This window comes from Streptomyces sp. NPDC030245 (assembly GCF_055572995.1).
In genome coordinates this window covers 349,486-363,508 of the sequence record NZ_JBVICF010000008.1, presented here as the reverse complement: position 1 = coordinate 363,508, position 14,023 = coordinate 349,486, and the positions used below count along the sequence as shown (strand labels likewise).

Here is a 14,023-nt window from a genome sequence, read left to right as displayed (position 1 = left end):
TCAGTTCAGCATCGCCCGCGCGGCCCGCGCCTGCTGGCGCACCCGGTCCGCCGTGGTCGGCTCCACCGGAGTCACCACATCCGCGTACGCGTCCAGCTCCGCGGCACCCCCCAGGAAGTCGCCCCGCTGGACGAGGAGTTGGGCCCGCTCGTAGCGGAGCCGGGCCGGATGGGCGGGCAGCAGGAGCGACAGCTCCAGGGCCCACAGGGCGACGTCGGACCGCTCGGGCCTCGCGGCGGCCCAGGCGCGGATGTTGTTGAGGATCCGCTGCACGATGTTGAGCGGGTCGGCGGGCGTCAGCATGGACGGCTGGATGCCGGTGCCCGCGACCCCGGCCACCAGCAGCTCCGCGTCGGTGCCGGTGAGCAGCCGGCCGCCGTCGAAGGGGTCGGCGAGGACCTGGTCGTCGCGGGGCCCGAAGCCGACGACGAAGTGCCCCGGCAGCGCCACCCCGTAGACGGGGGCGCCCGCACGTCGTGCGACTTCCATCCAGACGACGGAGAGCAGGATCGGCAGGCCTCTGCGGCGGCGCAGGACCTGGTGCAGGAGCGAGGAGTCAAGGCGCTGGTAATCGCCCGGTGTCCCCTCGAACCCGCACTGTTCACCGAGGAGTTCGGCCATCGCCGTCGCCCACGCGCGCGGCCCGCCGGGCCGGAACGGCAGCAGCCCGGCGAGGCGGTCGAGCTCGATCTCGGCGGCGTCGATCCCCGCCTCGTCGAGTGAGGGATCCGCCTCGGCGCCGATCAGCAGGCACAGCGGCGCGAGACCGGGCCGCTCCGACCGCGCCTCTTCGGCGAACCGCCGCCGCCATTCGCCGGACTCCGCGTGCATACGTGCCTCGTGTCTGCCCTCGCCGGGCGCTGTCTCCGTGCCGTGCTCTGCTCTGCCGTGCCTGCCGTGCCGTACTCCGTCGGGCCCCTGCTCCCGCTCAGGCGGGGCCGTGCCGGTAGTGGTGATAGGCGTGATGAGCGGCGAAACCCATCCCGCCGTACAGCGCCCGCGCGCCGTCGTTGCCCTCCTCGACCTGGAGCCAGGCCGCCGAAGCGCCCTCGGACATGGCCTGGCGGGCCAGTGCGGTCATCACCGCGGTGGCGAGCCCCTGGCGCCGGTGCTCCGGGTCCACCTCGACGGCCATGAAGCCCGCCCAGCGTCCGTCCACCACGCACCGCCCGATGGCGGCCGGGGCGTCACCGCTCCCGGGCACGGAAGCGAACCATACCGAGGGCCCGCCCGCCAGCACCTTGAACACATGCGGTCCGGGTACCCCGAACCGCTGGTACCGCCGCAGCCACGGCTCGTCGAAGGAGCGGGAGAGCACGACGCGGTCCGCGTCCGCATCCAGGTCCCCGACCGGGGCGAGCCCGCCGACGTGCAGCTCCGCGGAGCCCTCGCGCACCCAGCCGCGCTCCTCCAGGCCGGCGCAGAGCAGCTCCTGCGTGCCCTCGGCGCCGGTCGCGGTCTGTATGTACGGGGGCAGGTCACGGGCCGCGTACCAGTCGCGTACGTACGAGAGGGCCTCGTCCAGCGGCCGTCCCGGATCGCCCAGCGGCAGCACGGAGTTGGCCCGCCGCGTGAACCCCGCCGCCGCCCGCAGCTCCCACTCCCCGAGACGCTCGCTCTCCACGGGCGCCCAGGCCCGTGCGGAGACCCGCGCCAGCTCCTCGTACGAGGCGGCGGGCCCCCGGCGGCGCGCGGGCGCGGCCGGCACGACCTTGCCCGCCACCAGCGAGCCTTCCGGAATCCGGACGCTCTCACCGTCGCGTCGTGTGATGAGCACCACACCGTCGTCCCACGATGTGAGAACACCCACCGTGTCGGTGAACTTCTCAGGCGCGGCGGAAGCAGCGCTCAAGCGTCGAATCGAGACTCGTTTGCCCACGTCAGCAGGGGTGATGCGGACCTCGAGTCGTCCGCCGCCGATGATTTCCACAGCTCTGCAAGCCCCTCCTGTTCGGATCATGCCCGGGAACGGAGATACTAGGGGCGGGCATCGACGACGCCGCGCTCCCGCGCGCCAGGCGAGCGGAGCCTGAAGACGGCCCGCCAACGCCCGTATCGAGGAGGAACGACAGCGTGACCTACGTCATCGCGCAGCCTTGTGTCGACGTCAAGGACAAGGCGTGCATCGAGGAGTGCCCGGTCGACTGCATTTACGAGGGCCAGCGGTCCTTGTACATCCACCCGGACGAATGCGTCGACTGTGGAGCCTGCGAACCGGTCTGCCCGGTCGAGGCGATCTTCTACGAGGACGACACTCCTGAGGAGTGGAAGGACTACTACAAGGCGAACGTCGAGTTCTTCGACGAGCTCGGTTCGCCCGGTGGCGCGAGCAAGCTCGGCCTGATCGAGCGCGACCACGCCTTCATCGCCGCCCTGCCGCCGCAGAACCAGTAACGGCAGCCTGAGCGTCGCCCCGGTCCCGTACGGCATCTCCGCCGCACGGGACCGAGGCATTTGCAACGACCAGCACCAGCACGGGAGTCAACACGTGTCCGCAGTCTCCGACCGGCTTCCCACCTTCCCCTGGGACAAGCTTGAGCCGTACAAGGCCACGGCGGCCGCCCACCCCGGCGGCATCGTCGACCTGTCGGTCGGCACCCCGGTGGACCCGGTTCCCGAGCTGATTCAGAAAGCGCTGGTCGCCGCCGCGGACTCGCCCGGCTATCCGACGGTGTGGGGCACGGCCGAGCTGCGCGACGCGCTCACCGGCTGGTGCGGACGGCGCCTCGGCGCCCGGGACCTCACGCACCGCAACGTCCTGCCGGTCGTCGGCTCCAAGGAGCTCGTGGCCTGGCTCCCGACGCAGCTGGGCCTCGGCCCGGGCGACGTGGTGGCCCACCCGCGGCTCGCCTATCCGACGTACGAGGTGGGGGCGCGCCTGGCCCGCGCGGAGTACGTCGCCTACGACGATCCGACAGCGCTCGACCCCACGCACCTCAAGCTCCTCTGGCTCAACTCGCCCTCGAACCCCACCGGTCGCGTCCTGTCCAAGGAAGAGCTGACCCGTACCGTCGCCTGGGCCCGCGAGCACGGCGTGCTGCTCGTCAGCGACGAGTGCTACCTGGAGCTCGGCTGGGAGGCCGACCCGGTCTCGGTCCTGCACCCGGACGTGTGCGGCGGTTCGTACGAGGGCATCGTCGCCGTCCACTCGCTCTCCAAGCGGTCCAACCTGGCGGGCTACCGCGCGGCGTTCATCGCCGGTGACGCGGCCGTCCTCGGCGACCTGCTCCAGATCCGCAAGCACGGCGGCATGATGACGTCCGCGCCGACCCAGGCCGCCGTCGTGGCGGCCCTCGGCGACGACGCGCACGTGCGCGAGCAGCGCGAGCGGTACGCGGCCCGGCGCACCGCCCTGCGCGACGCCCTGGTGAAGCACGGCTTCCGCATCGAGCACAGCGAGGCGAGCCTGTACCTGTGGGCCACCCGCGACGAGTCCTGCTGGGACACCGTGGGCCATCTCGCGGGCCTCGGCATCCTGGTGGCGCCCGGCGACTTCTACGGCCCGGCGGGCGACCGTTTCGTGCGCGTGGCGCTGACGGCGACGGACGAGCGGGTCGCGGCGGCGGTCGAGCGGCTGGCGTGACGCGCTCGTGCTGACGACGGAGGGCCCGGAGCCACTGGCTCCGGGCCCTGCGCGCGTACGGGGCGAAAAGGTCGTGCGGGTGATCAGCCGAGCGGCAGGGCCTTGAGCGGCAGGCGCTCGACCTGCGGGCCCTTGGCCAGCGAGTCGGTGGGCAGGCCGCCGCTCACCGCGTCGGTGGGCAGCCCGCCCTTGGTGGCCGAGCCCGCGGTCTCGCCGACCACCCCGCCCGCGCTGCCCGCGATGTCACCGGCGGCCCGCTGGGCGGCCGGGGTCGCCGTCTTGCCGGCCCGGCCGACGGTCTTGCCCGCGGGCGGGACGGTCTTCTTCACGGCCTTGCTGCCGGTTTCGCCCGCGAGGTTGCTGACGTTCTGAGCCGCGTCGTCGACCGTGTCGCCGAGACCGGCGCCGTCCAGGGCGGTCAGCCCGCCGAGGTCGGGGCTGGCGGGCAGGTCGACGGCGCTCGCGGAGCCGGCCGCACCGACCACGGAAGCTGCACCCGCTGCGCTGAGCAGCGCGGCACGGGCGATCCGGCGGGTCAGGGGGAGGGACATGATGCTCCTTCAAACGGGAGAGAACGTTGGGGTAGTCCGGCCGAATCGGCTCCGGCTCCCACCGGACGGCTTCCGGTGATCGGACGCAGTGACTACCGCTCGAAGCCCGCGAAGGTTGCGGTGCGCCAACGTAAAGAGTTGGCAATGCGTCGCATTATCGGCTGCGGAGAAAAAGGGGCAAACGGCTTACGGGCCGATTCGGTGCAGAATCCTTCATCCTTTGCGCCACTTGGGATTTGGGGATTCTGCGGCGAGGAGGCGGGAAACTCGGACACGGTCTCGCCCCGTAACGCCCGGCGTGCCCCGAACGAGTGAAGCGCCGCACTACTGCCCAGTGACGATCCGAACCTCGCCCGCGGCCAGGCCCGCCCCCGCGGCGCCGGCCGTCCGCGCCTTCCGCCACTCCCCGGAGCCGCCGGCGCGCCACTCCCGGCCGTCGTACACGACCCGGTCGATGTGCAGCGCCGAGGAGTGCGCCACCGCCCAGTGCGCCAGCTCCCAGCCGCGCCGCGACGCCCGCTCGTCGGCCGGCCGGGCAGGCACGGGGACCGTCACCGTGCGCCCCGAGGCGCCGCCGGTGCGCACGTCGCGGCCGAAGTCGCGGGCCAGGGCGGCCCGCACCCGCTCCGGACCCGCGGCGGTGGTGCCCGCGTCCGGGCGGCCCTCGCAGCCGAGGACGGCGGGCGCGCGGCCGGTGAGCGCGGCGGCGAGCAGCGCGGCGTCCGGCTCGTGCTTGGCGTAGGCCTGCGGATAGCCGCTGCGCTGCACGCGCTGCGCGGCGACCGTCAGCGGCAGGCGCGAATAGCCGGGGACGTCGGCGAGGTGCTCGTAGAACCGGGCGGCCGAGTACGCCGGGTCCATGATCTGCCGCTCGTCGCCCCAGCCCTGCGAGGGGCGCTGCTGGAACAGGCCCAGCGAATCCCGGTCCCCGTGCGCGATGTTGCGCAGGCCGGACTCCTGAAGGGCGGTGGCGAGGGCGATGGTCACCGCGCGCTCCGGCATGCCGCGCGAGGTGCCGGCCGCCGCCACCGTCGCGGCGTTCTCCGCCTGTTCGGCCGTGAAGGTGTACGAAGCGCCGTCGTCCTTGCCCGAGACGACCGTGCACCGCGGCTCGCGCTTGCCCCCGTACACGTACTGGAGCGCCACATAGCCCACGACGGCGAGGAGCACGGCGGCCGCGGCCCCGATACGGAGGAGACGGCCGCGCCGGACGGGAGTGTGGGGCTCAGGCACGCGTCCAAGGTACTGGAGTCCACTGACAGGCCGGCGCGCCCGCTGCCTTAGGGTCGTTCGCATGCCTCAGACACCGCTTGACCTCACGCTCGACGCCGCGGAGCTCACCGCGCGACTGGTCGACTTCCCGTCCCCGAGCGGCGAGGAGAAGGCGCTCGCCGACGCCATCGAGACGGCCCTGCGCGCCCTGCCGCACCTCACGGTCGACCGGCACGGCAACAACGTGGTGGCCCGCACGAACCTCGGCCGCGCGGAGCGGGTCATCCTCGCCGGGCACATCGACACGGTGCCGATCGCGGACAACGTCCCGTCCCGCCTCGACGAGGACGGTGTCCTGTGGGGCTGCGGCACCTGCGACATGAAGTCGGGCGTCGCCGTCCAGCTGCGCATCGCGCAGACGGTGCCCGAGCCCAACCGCGACCTCACCTTCGTCTTCTACGACAACGAAGAAGTGGCCGCTCACCTCAACGGCCTCGGGCACGTCGCCGAGGCCCACCCCGACTGGCTGGCGGGAGACTTCGCCGTCCTCCTCGAACCCACCGACGGCCAGGTCGAGGGCGGCTGCCAGGGCACCCTGCGGGTCCTCCTCAAGACCAGGGGCGTGCGGGCGCACTCCGCGCGCGCGTGGATGGGCTCCAACGCCATCCACGCGGCCACCCCCATCCTCCAGAGGCTCGCCGCGTACGAACCCCGCAAGCCGGTGGTCGAGGGCCTTCAGTTCCACGAGGGGCTCAACGCCGTCCGCATCGAGGGCGGCGTCGCCACCAACGTCATCCCCGACGAGTGCACCGTCACCGTCAACTTCCGCTACGCGCCGGACCGCAGCGAGGAGGAGGCCCTCGCCTTCGTCCGCGACTACTTCGCGGACTGCGGCGTCGACGAGTTCGTCGTCGACGACCACACGGGCGCGGCCCGCCCCGGCCTCACCCACCCGGCGGCCGCGGCCTTCATGGCGGCCGTCGGCGGCGAGGCCCGCCCCAAGTTCGGCTGGACGGACGTCTCCCGCTTCAGCGCGCTCGGCGTGCCCGCGGTCAACTACAGCCCCGGCAACCCGCTGCTCGCCCACAAGATCGACGAGCGCGTCGAGGCGTCGCTGATCCCGGTGGCGGAGGAGAAGCTGCGGGCCTGGCTGACGTCGTAGGCGGCTGAGGCACCCGGTGCCGGACATCCCGAGGTCCCTCGGACGTAACCCGCGTAGATCTACGCTGTGAGTCACGTACGCAGTCACGTACGCATGGAGGGAGCAGACGATGAGCCACCCCGACAACAGCGCCGAGCGCGCTGCCCGCGACACCGGTGCCAGGAAGCGTCCCGAGGAGCAGCGGCTCGGCCCGGTGCTGCGCAGGCGGGACAAGGTGCAGGCAGGCACCACCGACCAGCGTCTCCTCGACTCCGACGGTCCCTCCGAATGGGTGCACACGGATCCCTGGAGAGTCCTGCGCATCCAGTCCGAGTTCATCGAGGGCTTCGGCACCCTCGCGGAACTCCCGCCCGCCATCAGCGTGTTCGGCTCGGCGCGCACGGGGGAGGGCTCTCCGGAGTACGCGGCCGGGGTCGAGATCGGCAAGGCGCTCGTGGAGGCCGGCTTCGCGGTGATCACGGGCGGCGGACCCGGCGCGATGCAGGCCGCCAACCAGGGTGCCGTCGAGGCGAAGGGCACCTCGGTCGGCCTCGGCATCGAGCTCCCCTTCGAGCAGGGCCTCAACCCGTACGTCGACATCGGCGTGAACTTCCGCTACTTCTTCGTCCGCAAGACGATGTTCGTGAAGTACGCGCAGGGCTTCGTGGTCCTGCCCGGCGGCCTCGGCACGCTGGACGAGCTCTTCGAAGCGCTCACCCTCGTCCAGACCCGCAAGGTCACGCGCTTCCCCATCGTCCTCTTCGGGTCGCAGTACTGGGGCGGCCTGGTCGACTGGCTGAAGAACACGGTCATCGCCCAGGGCAAGGCCTCCGAGGCGGACCTCCTCCTCTTCCACGTCACGGACGACGTGGAAGAGGCGATCTCCCTGGTGACGAAGGAAGTCGGGAAGTAGCCCTCCCCTTCGGGGAGGACTAGGCAAGCCCTCGGCGGGCGACCGCCGGGGGCCGATGCCCCGCGATCGTCGTCACCATGACCATTCCTTCGTGCCGTGCTCGCACCGGTCGGCGCTGGGGCGCCTTCCGGGCTTCGAACGGCTGTGCCGGACTCCGTCCGGCCGGGGTGGGACGGGCGCCGCTCAGGCCAGTCCTCGCCGGGCGACGGCAGGGGCACGGTGCCCCGCGATCGTCGCCACCATGTCCAGCACCTGCTTGGTCTCCGCCACCTCGTGGACGCGGTACACCTGCGCGCCCAGCCAGGCCGAGACCGCTGTCGTCGCGAGGGTGCCGAGGACGCGTTCCTTGACCGGCTTGTCGAGGGTCTCGCCCACGAAGTCCTTGTTGGACAGGGAGACCAGGACGGGCCAGCCCGTGTCCACCATCTCGCCGAGCCTGCGGGTGGCCTCCAGGCTGTGGCGGGTGTTCTTGCCGAAGTCGTGGCCCGGGTCGATCATCACGGAGTCGCGCGGAACGCCCAGCCCGACCGCGCGTTCGGCCAGGCCGACCGTCACGCGCAGGATGTCCGCCATCACGTCGTCGTACGTGACGCGGTGCGGCCTGGTGCGCGGCTCGGCACCGCCCGCGTGCGTGCAGACCAGACCCACCCGGTACCGCGCGGCGACCTCCGCGAGCTTCGGGTCGACACCGCCCCAGGCGTCGTTGAGCAGATCGGCGCCCGCCTCGCAGACCGCCTCGCCGACGTCGTGCCGCCACGTGTCGACGCTGATCACCACGTCGGGGAACCGCCTGCGGACCTCGGCGACGAAACCGACCGTGCGGCGCGCCTCCTCCTCGGCGGTCACCTCCTCGCCCGGCCCCGCCTTGACCCCGCCGATGTCGATGATGGCGGCGCCCTCGGCCACGGCCTGCTCCACCCGGGCGAGCGCGGGCTCGTCGCGGAACGTGGCGCCCTGGTCGTAGAAGGAGTCCGGGGTCCGGTTGACGATCGCCATGATCACCGGCTCGTGCGCGTCGAACTCGCGCCTGCCAAGCCTGAGCATCCCCTGTGGCCCTCCTGGGTCCTTGTCGCGGTTCGGCCGCCTGCGACCTTAACTGTCACAGGCGCATGGCACGATCGGACCCTGACAGTTTCAGCACGGGCAGTCGAGCGTGAGGGCCTGAAGAGATGGTCTTGTTCTTGTTCCTGGTCATCGCCCTCGTCGTGGTGGTCGGCGCGGTGACCCTCGCCGTGATCGGCGGCGGCGAGAGCGGCGCGCTGCCCGACGCCGAGCCCGAGCGGTTCAGTGATCCGCTGCCCCCGGGCCGCCCCCTGCGCCGCGCCGACGTCGACGCGGTGCGCTTCCCGATGACGCTGCGCGGCTATCACATGGCGGAGGTGGACGAGGTGCTCGGCCGTCTCGGCGCCGAGCTGGCCGAGCGGGACGCCCGCATCGCCGAGCTGGAGGCGGCCCTGGCCGGAGCGCAGGCCACGGCGGTCACGGGCCGCACCCTCTTCGAGGGGTATGAGCCACGCGGGACCGAGGAGCAGAAGGGCGACGACCAGTGAGCACGGAGAGTGGCGCGGTCCCGGGCCCGGACGGCGGCCTCCGCTGCCCCTGGGGCCTGTCCACCGCGGACTATGTGGCGTACCACGACGACGAATGGGGCCGCCCGGTCCACGGCGACGACGCGTTGTACGAGCGGCTCTGTCTGGAAGCCTTCCAGTCCGGCCTCTCGTGGATCACGATCCTGCGCCGCCGCGAGGGCTTCCGCGCCGCCTTCGCCGGCTTCCGGATCGCCGCGGTCGCGGACTTCACCGACGAGGACCGCGAGCGGCTCCTCGCCGACCCCGGGATCATCCGCAACCGCGCCAAGATCGACGCCACCCTCGCCAACGCGCGCGTGCTCGCCGACTGGCCCGAGGGCGAACTGGACTCCCTGATCTGGTCGTACGCACCGGATCCCGCGACCCGCGCGGCCCCCCGCAGCATCGCCGACGTGCCCGCGATCACCGCCGAGTCCACGGCCCTGTCCAAGGCGCTCAAGAAGCGCGGCATACGCTTCGTCGGCCCCACCACGGCGTACGCGCTGATGCAGGCCTGCGGCCTGGTCGACGACCACCTCGCGGACTGCGTGGCCCGCGAGGCGGCGTAGGGATCAGCGCCCCAGGTACTTCGGCTTCTCCTTGGCGATGAAGGCCTGCACGGCGATGGCGTGGTCCTCCGACGCGCCCGCCCTCGCCTGCAACTCGTCCTCCTTGTCCAGCGCCTCGTCCAGGGAGTGGCCGGCCGCGTAGGCGAGGGACTCCTTGAGCGCGGCGTAGGCCAGGGTGGGGCCCTCGGCCAGGGCGCGGGCCACCTGCGCCGCCTCGTGGGCGAGGTCGTCGGCGGGCACGACGCGGTTGGCGATGCCCAGCTCGTGCGCCTCCTGCGCGGAGATGTTGCGCGGGAAGAGCAGCAGGTCGGCGGCGCGGCCGGGGCCGATCACGCGCGGCAGCGTCCAGGAGACCCCGGAGTCGGCGGTCAGGGCGACACCCGCGAACGAGGTGTTGAACTTGGCGGTGTCCGCGACCACCCGGTAGTCGGCGGCGAGCGCGAAGCCGAGGCCCGCGCCCGCGGCGACGCCGTTGACCCCCGCCACGACCGGCTTCGGCATGCTCGTCAGTGCCCGCACGATGGGGTTGTAGTGCTCCTTGACCGTGCTCATGGTCTGCCCGGTCCCCGCCTCGCGGTCCGCCGCGAGGGAGCCGATGTGCTCCTTGAGGTCCTGGCCCACGCAGAAGGCCCGGCCCGTCGCGGTGAGCAGCACCGCGCGCACGGCCTCGTCGGCGGCGGCCGACCGCACGGCCTCCCGGAGAGCGACCTTGGCCTCGGTGTTCATGGCGTTCATCGCCTCGGGACGGTTGATCGTGATCGTCGCGAGTCCGTCGCTCACCTCGTAGAGCACGCTGTCGGCCATGGTGGTCCCCTCCGCTGGTCCGGTACGCAGGTGCGTAGGAGCTCAGCATGACGGAGATCATCGGGCTCCGGCATGCGCCCGGGCATGTGACCTGCGTCAAAGAATTTCGGGCCCACGGGGCGTATGGGACGGCGAAGTATCGCAGCCACATCGCCGAAATGAGGGGTTTTGCGGGCGCGCGTTGCCCAAGCGATGCCGACCGATGTTGGTCATCGGGTCCCGCCATGCGGGATAATGACCTGGAAGCAATGTGTTCGATGCCGGTGACACCTGGGTTGTCGGCTGCGATGAGCTGGTTTCAGGAAGGGGAACGAGCATGGCGGCCATGAAGCCGCGGACGGGCGACGGCCCGCTCGAGGTGACCAAGGAGGGGCGGGGCATCGTCATGCGCGTTCCGCTCGAAGGCGGCGGACGACTTGTCGTCGAACTGACTCCGGACGAGGCCGACGCGCTCGGCGACGCCCTGAAGAAGGTCGTCGGCTGACGCGGAAGCGCTCACACTTTCCCACTGCCCGGCATCGTACGACGATGCCGGGCAGTGCTGTGCCCGGAACCCGGTCCCGCCCCGAGCGCGCCCCGGCTCAACCTTTCGGACGCGGTCCAGGCCACCTTCCATGGGCGTTCCCGCAGTCCCCGGTGAGCTTTTCGGACGCGGTCCGGTGAGCTTTGGACACGGTCCCGGGGAACTTTCTAGGGGCGGGCTCGGGTGAGCTTTCTGGACACGGCCCCCGCCGGGGAACTCGCAAGGGGCGGCCCCGGGTGAGCTTTTTGGGCGCGGTCCCGGGGGACTTCAAGGGGCGGGCTCGGAGGACCGCAAAGGGGCTGGCTCGGTGAACTTTAAGGTGCTGGCTCGGGGGACTTTTAAGGGGCGCGGGGAACTGCGCGACCAGCCACAGCGGACCCGCAGTCAACAAACCCCACCTGGCCGGGGTCTCCCAGGGGCGCGGGGAACTGCGCGACCAGCCCCCACGCCCCGCAGACAAAGACGACCGCCCGAGCCAACGCACGCGGCGCTACCGTTCAGGGAGCGCTACCGTTTGACGGCACAGAGGAGACCGTCTCCCACAGGGAGCAACGACGACACCAGCTCAGGACTCTCCCGCACCGCCCGCAACAGCTCACGCAGATGCAACACCTCGACGGGCTGCGGCCCGGAGTCCACGGTCCTGCCGTCCGCGAAGACGCCCTCGAAGCAGACGAGCCCACCGGGCCGCAGCAGGCGCAACGATTCAGCGAGATAGTCGAGCGACTCCAGGCGGTCGCCGTCGCAGAAGACGAGGTCGTAGCCGCCGTCGGCGAGGCGCGGCAGCACGTCGAGGGCGCGGCCCGGGATGAACCGCGCGCGGTTGCCCGCGAAGCCGGCCGCGCGGAAGGCCTGACGGGCGAACTGCTGGCGGTCCGGCTCGGGATCGACCGTGGTCAGCACGCCGTCGGGCCGCATGCCGTGCAGCAGATGGATGCCCGACACCCCCGTGCCCGTGCCGATTTCGGCCACCGCTTTCGCGTCAGCCGTGGCGGCGAGCAGCCGCAGCGCGGCGCCGGTGCCGGGCGACACCGAGGGCAGGCCTGCCTCCCGGGCCCGGTCCCGGGCCCAGCGCAGTGCCTCGTCCTCGGCGACAAAGGCGTCGGCGAACGCCCAGCCCGTCTGCCGGTTGCCGGTAATGGCCCTCTCCTGTCCCCGTGGTTGCCTGGCCGTGACTGTATCCGTTGGGGGCGGGAACCCGCAGATGAGGCCGGGCGTTTATAGGGGGTGGGAGCACAGCGGGGGTAACGGATGGATCAAGACCTGAAGCGGACGGCTCGCAGGGACAGGACACCTGCAGAGAAGCCCGTACCAAATTCACGTAAAAACGCTTATCCGGAGCTAACGGGCGAGGTGGTTATGGTAGGGGCTCCACTGGACACCACCAGAGCCGACAGGGGAGGTGCGGCTGCGTCTGCGAATCGGGGAGGAGCGCTCCGGCGTTTTCTCGGATTGGCGGGTGAGCCGAAATCCGTGACCGACACCGCTGACCGCATCCGTGCCAACGACTCCGCTCAGACCGCGACCTTTGCCGCTGACGCGGAATCGCAGGCGTGGACTCCGCCCACCTGGGAGGAGATCGTCAGCACGCACAGCGGCCGCGTATACCGCCTGGCGTACCGCCTGACCGGCAATCAGCACGACGCCGAGGACCTCACACAAGAGGTCTTCGTCCGTGTCTTCCGCTCCCTCTCGACGTACACCCCCGGCACGTTCGAGGGCTGGCTGCACCGCATCACCACCAACCTCTTCCTGGACATGGTGCGCCGCAAGCAGCGCATCCGCTTCGACGCACTCGGGGACGACGCCGCGGAGCGGCTGCCGAGCCGCGAGCCGTCGCCCCAGCAGGTGTTCAACGACACGCACTTCGACGCGGACGTCCAGCAGGCGCTGGACACCCTCGCGCCCGAGTTCCGTGCGGCCGTCGTCCTCTGCGACATCGAAGGCCTGTCGTACGAGGAGATCGCCGCGACCCTCGGCGTCAAGCTCGGCACGGTCCGCAGCCGTATCCACCGGGGCCGCTCGCAGCTGCGCAAGGCCCTCCAGCACCGCTCTCCCGAGGCCCGCGCCGAGCGTCGCTCGCTCGCGGTCACCGGGGCCGTGGCGCTGGGAGGAGGGGGCGCGACCGCGTGAGTGGATCACGGTCGAATCCCGCCGATCGGCAACTGGCCGAGGCCGAGCAGCATCTGGGAGACCGGCTCGCCGCCCTTGTGGACGGCGAGTTGGGTCATGACGCGCGCGAGCGCGTCCTCGCGCATCTGGCGACCTGTCCGATGTGCAAGACCGAGGCCGACGCGCAGCGTCGCCTGAAGAGCGTCTTCGCGCAGGCGGCCCCGCCGCCGCCCACCGAGAGTTTCCTCGCCCGCCTCCAAGGTCTTCCAGGAGGCGGTTCCGGGCCGTCCGCGGGGCCCGGCGCCGACGACGGATTCGCCACCGGAGCCACCGATTCCGCCGGACTGCCGCGGAACGGGATCTTCGGTGTGAACCCCGACCCCTTCGTGGAGTACGTCCCGGCGGGCGCCCACGCCGCGGTGCTGCCCAGCGAGCAGCGGGGCTTCCGCATCCATGACGTCATGCGGCACGACGCGGAGAGACCGACCTGGCGCGGTCGCCGCTTCGCGTTCGCGGCGGCCGGCGCGGTGTCGCTTGCGGCCATCGCGCTCGGCGGCGTCACGGTCGGCGTCCCCGCCGACTCGGGCGACCCCCGTGCGGGCGGCTCCGGCAGCAATGTGACCCCACAGCGCTCCCAGGGCTCCGGCACCGCCGCGACCCCTGACTCCGTGCGCCGCCGGGGCAGCAGCAATCCGCTGTCCGTGCAGGGCCAGCGGCCCGGCGTCCTGACGGCACCGGTCGCGCCGACCGAGGTGACGGGGCCGCTGCTGCCCGGGGCACCCACGCATCCGCTGCGCTCCCGCGACTCCGTGCACCAGCTGACGGCGCCGATGCTGGCAGGCGCCGCCGCGATCTCCCCGCTGATACGCCCGGCGCCGCCCGGCCGTCACACGGCGGAGGACCGCCCGGTGCCGGGAGACGCCGATCCAGTGCGGACCAGTGCCGCGCCACCGGGCACCGGACCGCTTCAGGGCACGTCGCAGATGCGCTGACCCGACGGTGCCCTGCGCTTTCGCGGGGGAACCTGGTTGAATCCTCGGTGGGCCG

Annotated in this window: 16 protein-coding genes; 9 read left to right on the top strand and 7 right to left on the bottom strand. The window is 72.0% G+C overall.

What is annotated here, in order from left to right:
* Nucleotides 1-831 carry a transglutaminase family protein gene (locus ACZ4Z4_RS23245; protein ID WP_468330265.1) on the bottom strand — a complete coding sequence of 277 codons (831 nt, stop codon included), beginning with the start codon at nucleotides 829-831 and terminating at the stop codon, nucleotides 1-3.
* Between the two features lie 97 nt (nucleotides 832-928).
* Complete coding sequence (locus ACZ4Z4_RS23240; protein WP_468330262.1) at nucleotides 929-1,930, bottom strand: GNAT family N-acetyltransferase; 1,002 nt, start codon at nucleotides 1,928-1,930, stop codon at nucleotides 929-931.
* 143 nt (nucleotides 1,931-2,073) lie between these two features.
* Between ACZ4Z4_RS23240 and fdxA the strand changes: the two genes are divergently transcribed.
* A complete protein-coding gene (gene fdxA / locus ACZ4Z4_RS23235; RefSeq protein WP_362917932.1) occupies nucleotides 2,074-2,394 on the top strand; it encodes a ferredoxin in 321 nt (106 codons plus the stop codon).
* 94 nt (nucleotides 2,395-2,488) lie between these two features.
* A complete protein-coding gene (locus tag ACZ4Z4_RS23230; protein WP_468330259.1) occupies nucleotides 2,489-3,583 on the top strand; it encodes a bifunctional succinyldiaminopimelate transaminase/glutamate-prephenate aminotransferase in 1,095 nt (364 codons plus the stop codon).
* Between the two features lie 83 nt (nucleotides 3,584-3,666).
* Here the strand turns inward: ACZ4Z4_RS23230 and ACZ4Z4_RS23225 are convergent, their stop codons facing one another.
* On the bottom strand, nucleotides 3,667-4,134 hold the full coding sequence (locus tag ACZ4Z4_RS23225; protein ID WP_468330256.1) for an ATP-binding protein: 468 nt from the start codon (nucleotides 4,132-4,134) through the stop codon (nucleotides 3,667-3,669).
* Between the two features lie 324 nt (nucleotides 4,135-4,458).
* The gene (locus tag ACZ4Z4_RS23220) at nucleotides 4,459-5,367 is read right to left on the bottom strand and encodes a VldE C-terminal domain-containing protein (RefSeq protein ID WP_468330253.1); all 909 of its coding nucleotides are present in this window, start codon (nucleotides 5,365-5,367) and stop codon (nucleotides 4,459-4,461) included.
* A 61-nt stretch (nucleotides 5,368-5,428) separates the two neighbouring features.
* Here ACZ4Z4_RS23220 and dapE point away from each other — a divergent pair, with 61 nt between their 5' ends.
* The gene (gene dapE, locus ACZ4Z4_RS23215) at nucleotides 5,429-6,508 is read left to right on the top strand and encodes a succinyl-diaminopimelate desuccinylase (RefSeq protein ID WP_468330250.1); all 1,080 of its coding nucleotides are present in this window, start codon (nucleotides 5,429-5,431) and stop codon (nucleotides 6,506-6,508) included.
* A 109-nt stretch (nucleotides 6,509-6,617) separates the two neighbouring features.
* On the top strand, nucleotides 6,618-7,400 hold the full coding sequence (locus ACZ4Z4_RS23210) for an LOG family protein (protein ID WP_468330247.1): 783 nt from the start codon (nucleotides 6,618-6,620) through the stop codon (nucleotides 7,398-7,400).
* 183 nt (nucleotides 7,401-7,583) lie between these two features.
* Here ACZ4Z4_RS23210 and folP read toward each other — a convergent pair whose 3' ends face one another.
* The gene (folP, locus tag ACZ4Z4_RS23205) at nucleotides 7,584-8,444 is read right to left on the bottom strand and encodes a dihydropteroate synthase (RefSeq protein WP_468330244.1); all 861 of its coding nucleotides are present in this window, start codon (nucleotides 8,442-8,444) and stop codon (nucleotides 7,584-7,586) included.
* Nucleotides 8,445-8,569: 125 nt separating this feature from the next.
* Between folP and ACZ4Z4_RS23200 the strand changes: the two genes are divergently transcribed.
* Both ACZ4Z4_RS23200 and ACZ4Z4_RS23195 read left to right on the top strand, forming a co-directional pair.
* Nucleotides 8,570-8,950, top strand: coding sequence for a DivIVA domain-containing protein (locus tag ACZ4Z4_RS23200; RefSeq protein WP_468330241.1), 381 nt, complete (start codon nucleotides 8,570-8,572; stop codon nucleotides 8,948-8,950).
* Nucleotides 8,947-9,537, top strand: a complete 591-nt coding sequence (locus ACZ4Z4_RS23195) for a DNA-3-methyladenine glycosylase I (protein ID WP_468330239.1) — start codon at nucleotides 8,947-8,949, stop codon at nucleotides 9,535-9,537. Before ACZ4Z4_RS23200 ends, ACZ4Z4_RS23195 begins: the two co-directional genes overlap by 4 nt.
* A 3-nt stretch (nucleotides 9,538-9,540) precedes the next feature.
* Here the strand turns inward: ACZ4Z4_RS23195 and chcB are convergent, their stop codons facing one another.
* Nucleotides 9,541-10,341, bottom strand: coding sequence for a 2-cyclohexenylcarbonyl CoA isomerase (gene chcB / locus ACZ4Z4_RS23190; RefSeq protein ID WP_468330236.1), 801 nt, complete (start codon nucleotides 10,339-10,341; stop codon nucleotides 9,541-9,543).
* A gap of 316 nt (nucleotides 10,342-10,657) precedes the next feature.
* On the opposite strand from chcB, the gene ACZ4Z4_RS23185 reads away from it, so the two are divergent.
* Nucleotides 10,658-10,825: a DUF3117 domain-containing protein gene (locus ACZ4Z4_RS23185; protein ID WP_003966491.1), complete on the top strand. Its 168-nt coding sequence runs from the start codon at nucleotides 10,658-10,660 to the stop codon at nucleotides 10,823-10,825.
* Nucleotides 10,826-11,371: 546 nt separating this feature from the next.
* Here the strand turns inward: ACZ4Z4_RS23185 and ACZ4Z4_RS23180 are convergent.
* Nucleotides 11,372-12,070: an O-methyltransferase gene (locus ACZ4Z4_RS23180; protein ID WP_468330471.1), complete on the bottom strand. Its 699-nt coding sequence runs from the start codon at nucleotides 12,068-12,070 to the stop codon at nucleotides 11,372-11,374.
* 153 nt (nucleotides 12,071-12,223) lie between these two features.
* Here ACZ4Z4_RS23180 and sigE point away from each other — a divergent pair, with 153 nt between their 5' ends.
* Complete coding sequence (gene sigE / locus ACZ4Z4_RS23175) at nucleotides 12,224-12,997, top strand: RNA polymerase sigma factor SigE (protein WP_365358898.1); 774 nt, start codon at nucleotides 12,224-12,226, stop codon at nucleotides 12,995-12,997.
* On the top strand, nucleotides 12,994-13,968 hold the full coding sequence (locus ACZ4Z4_RS23170; RefSeq protein ID WP_468330233.1) for an anti-sigma factor family protein: 975 nt from the start codon (nucleotides 12,994-12,996) through the stop codon (nucleotides 13,966-13,968). Before sigE ends, ACZ4Z4_RS23170 begins: the two co-directional genes overlap by 4 nt.
* Nucleotides 13,969-14,023: the final 55 nt, after the last annotated feature.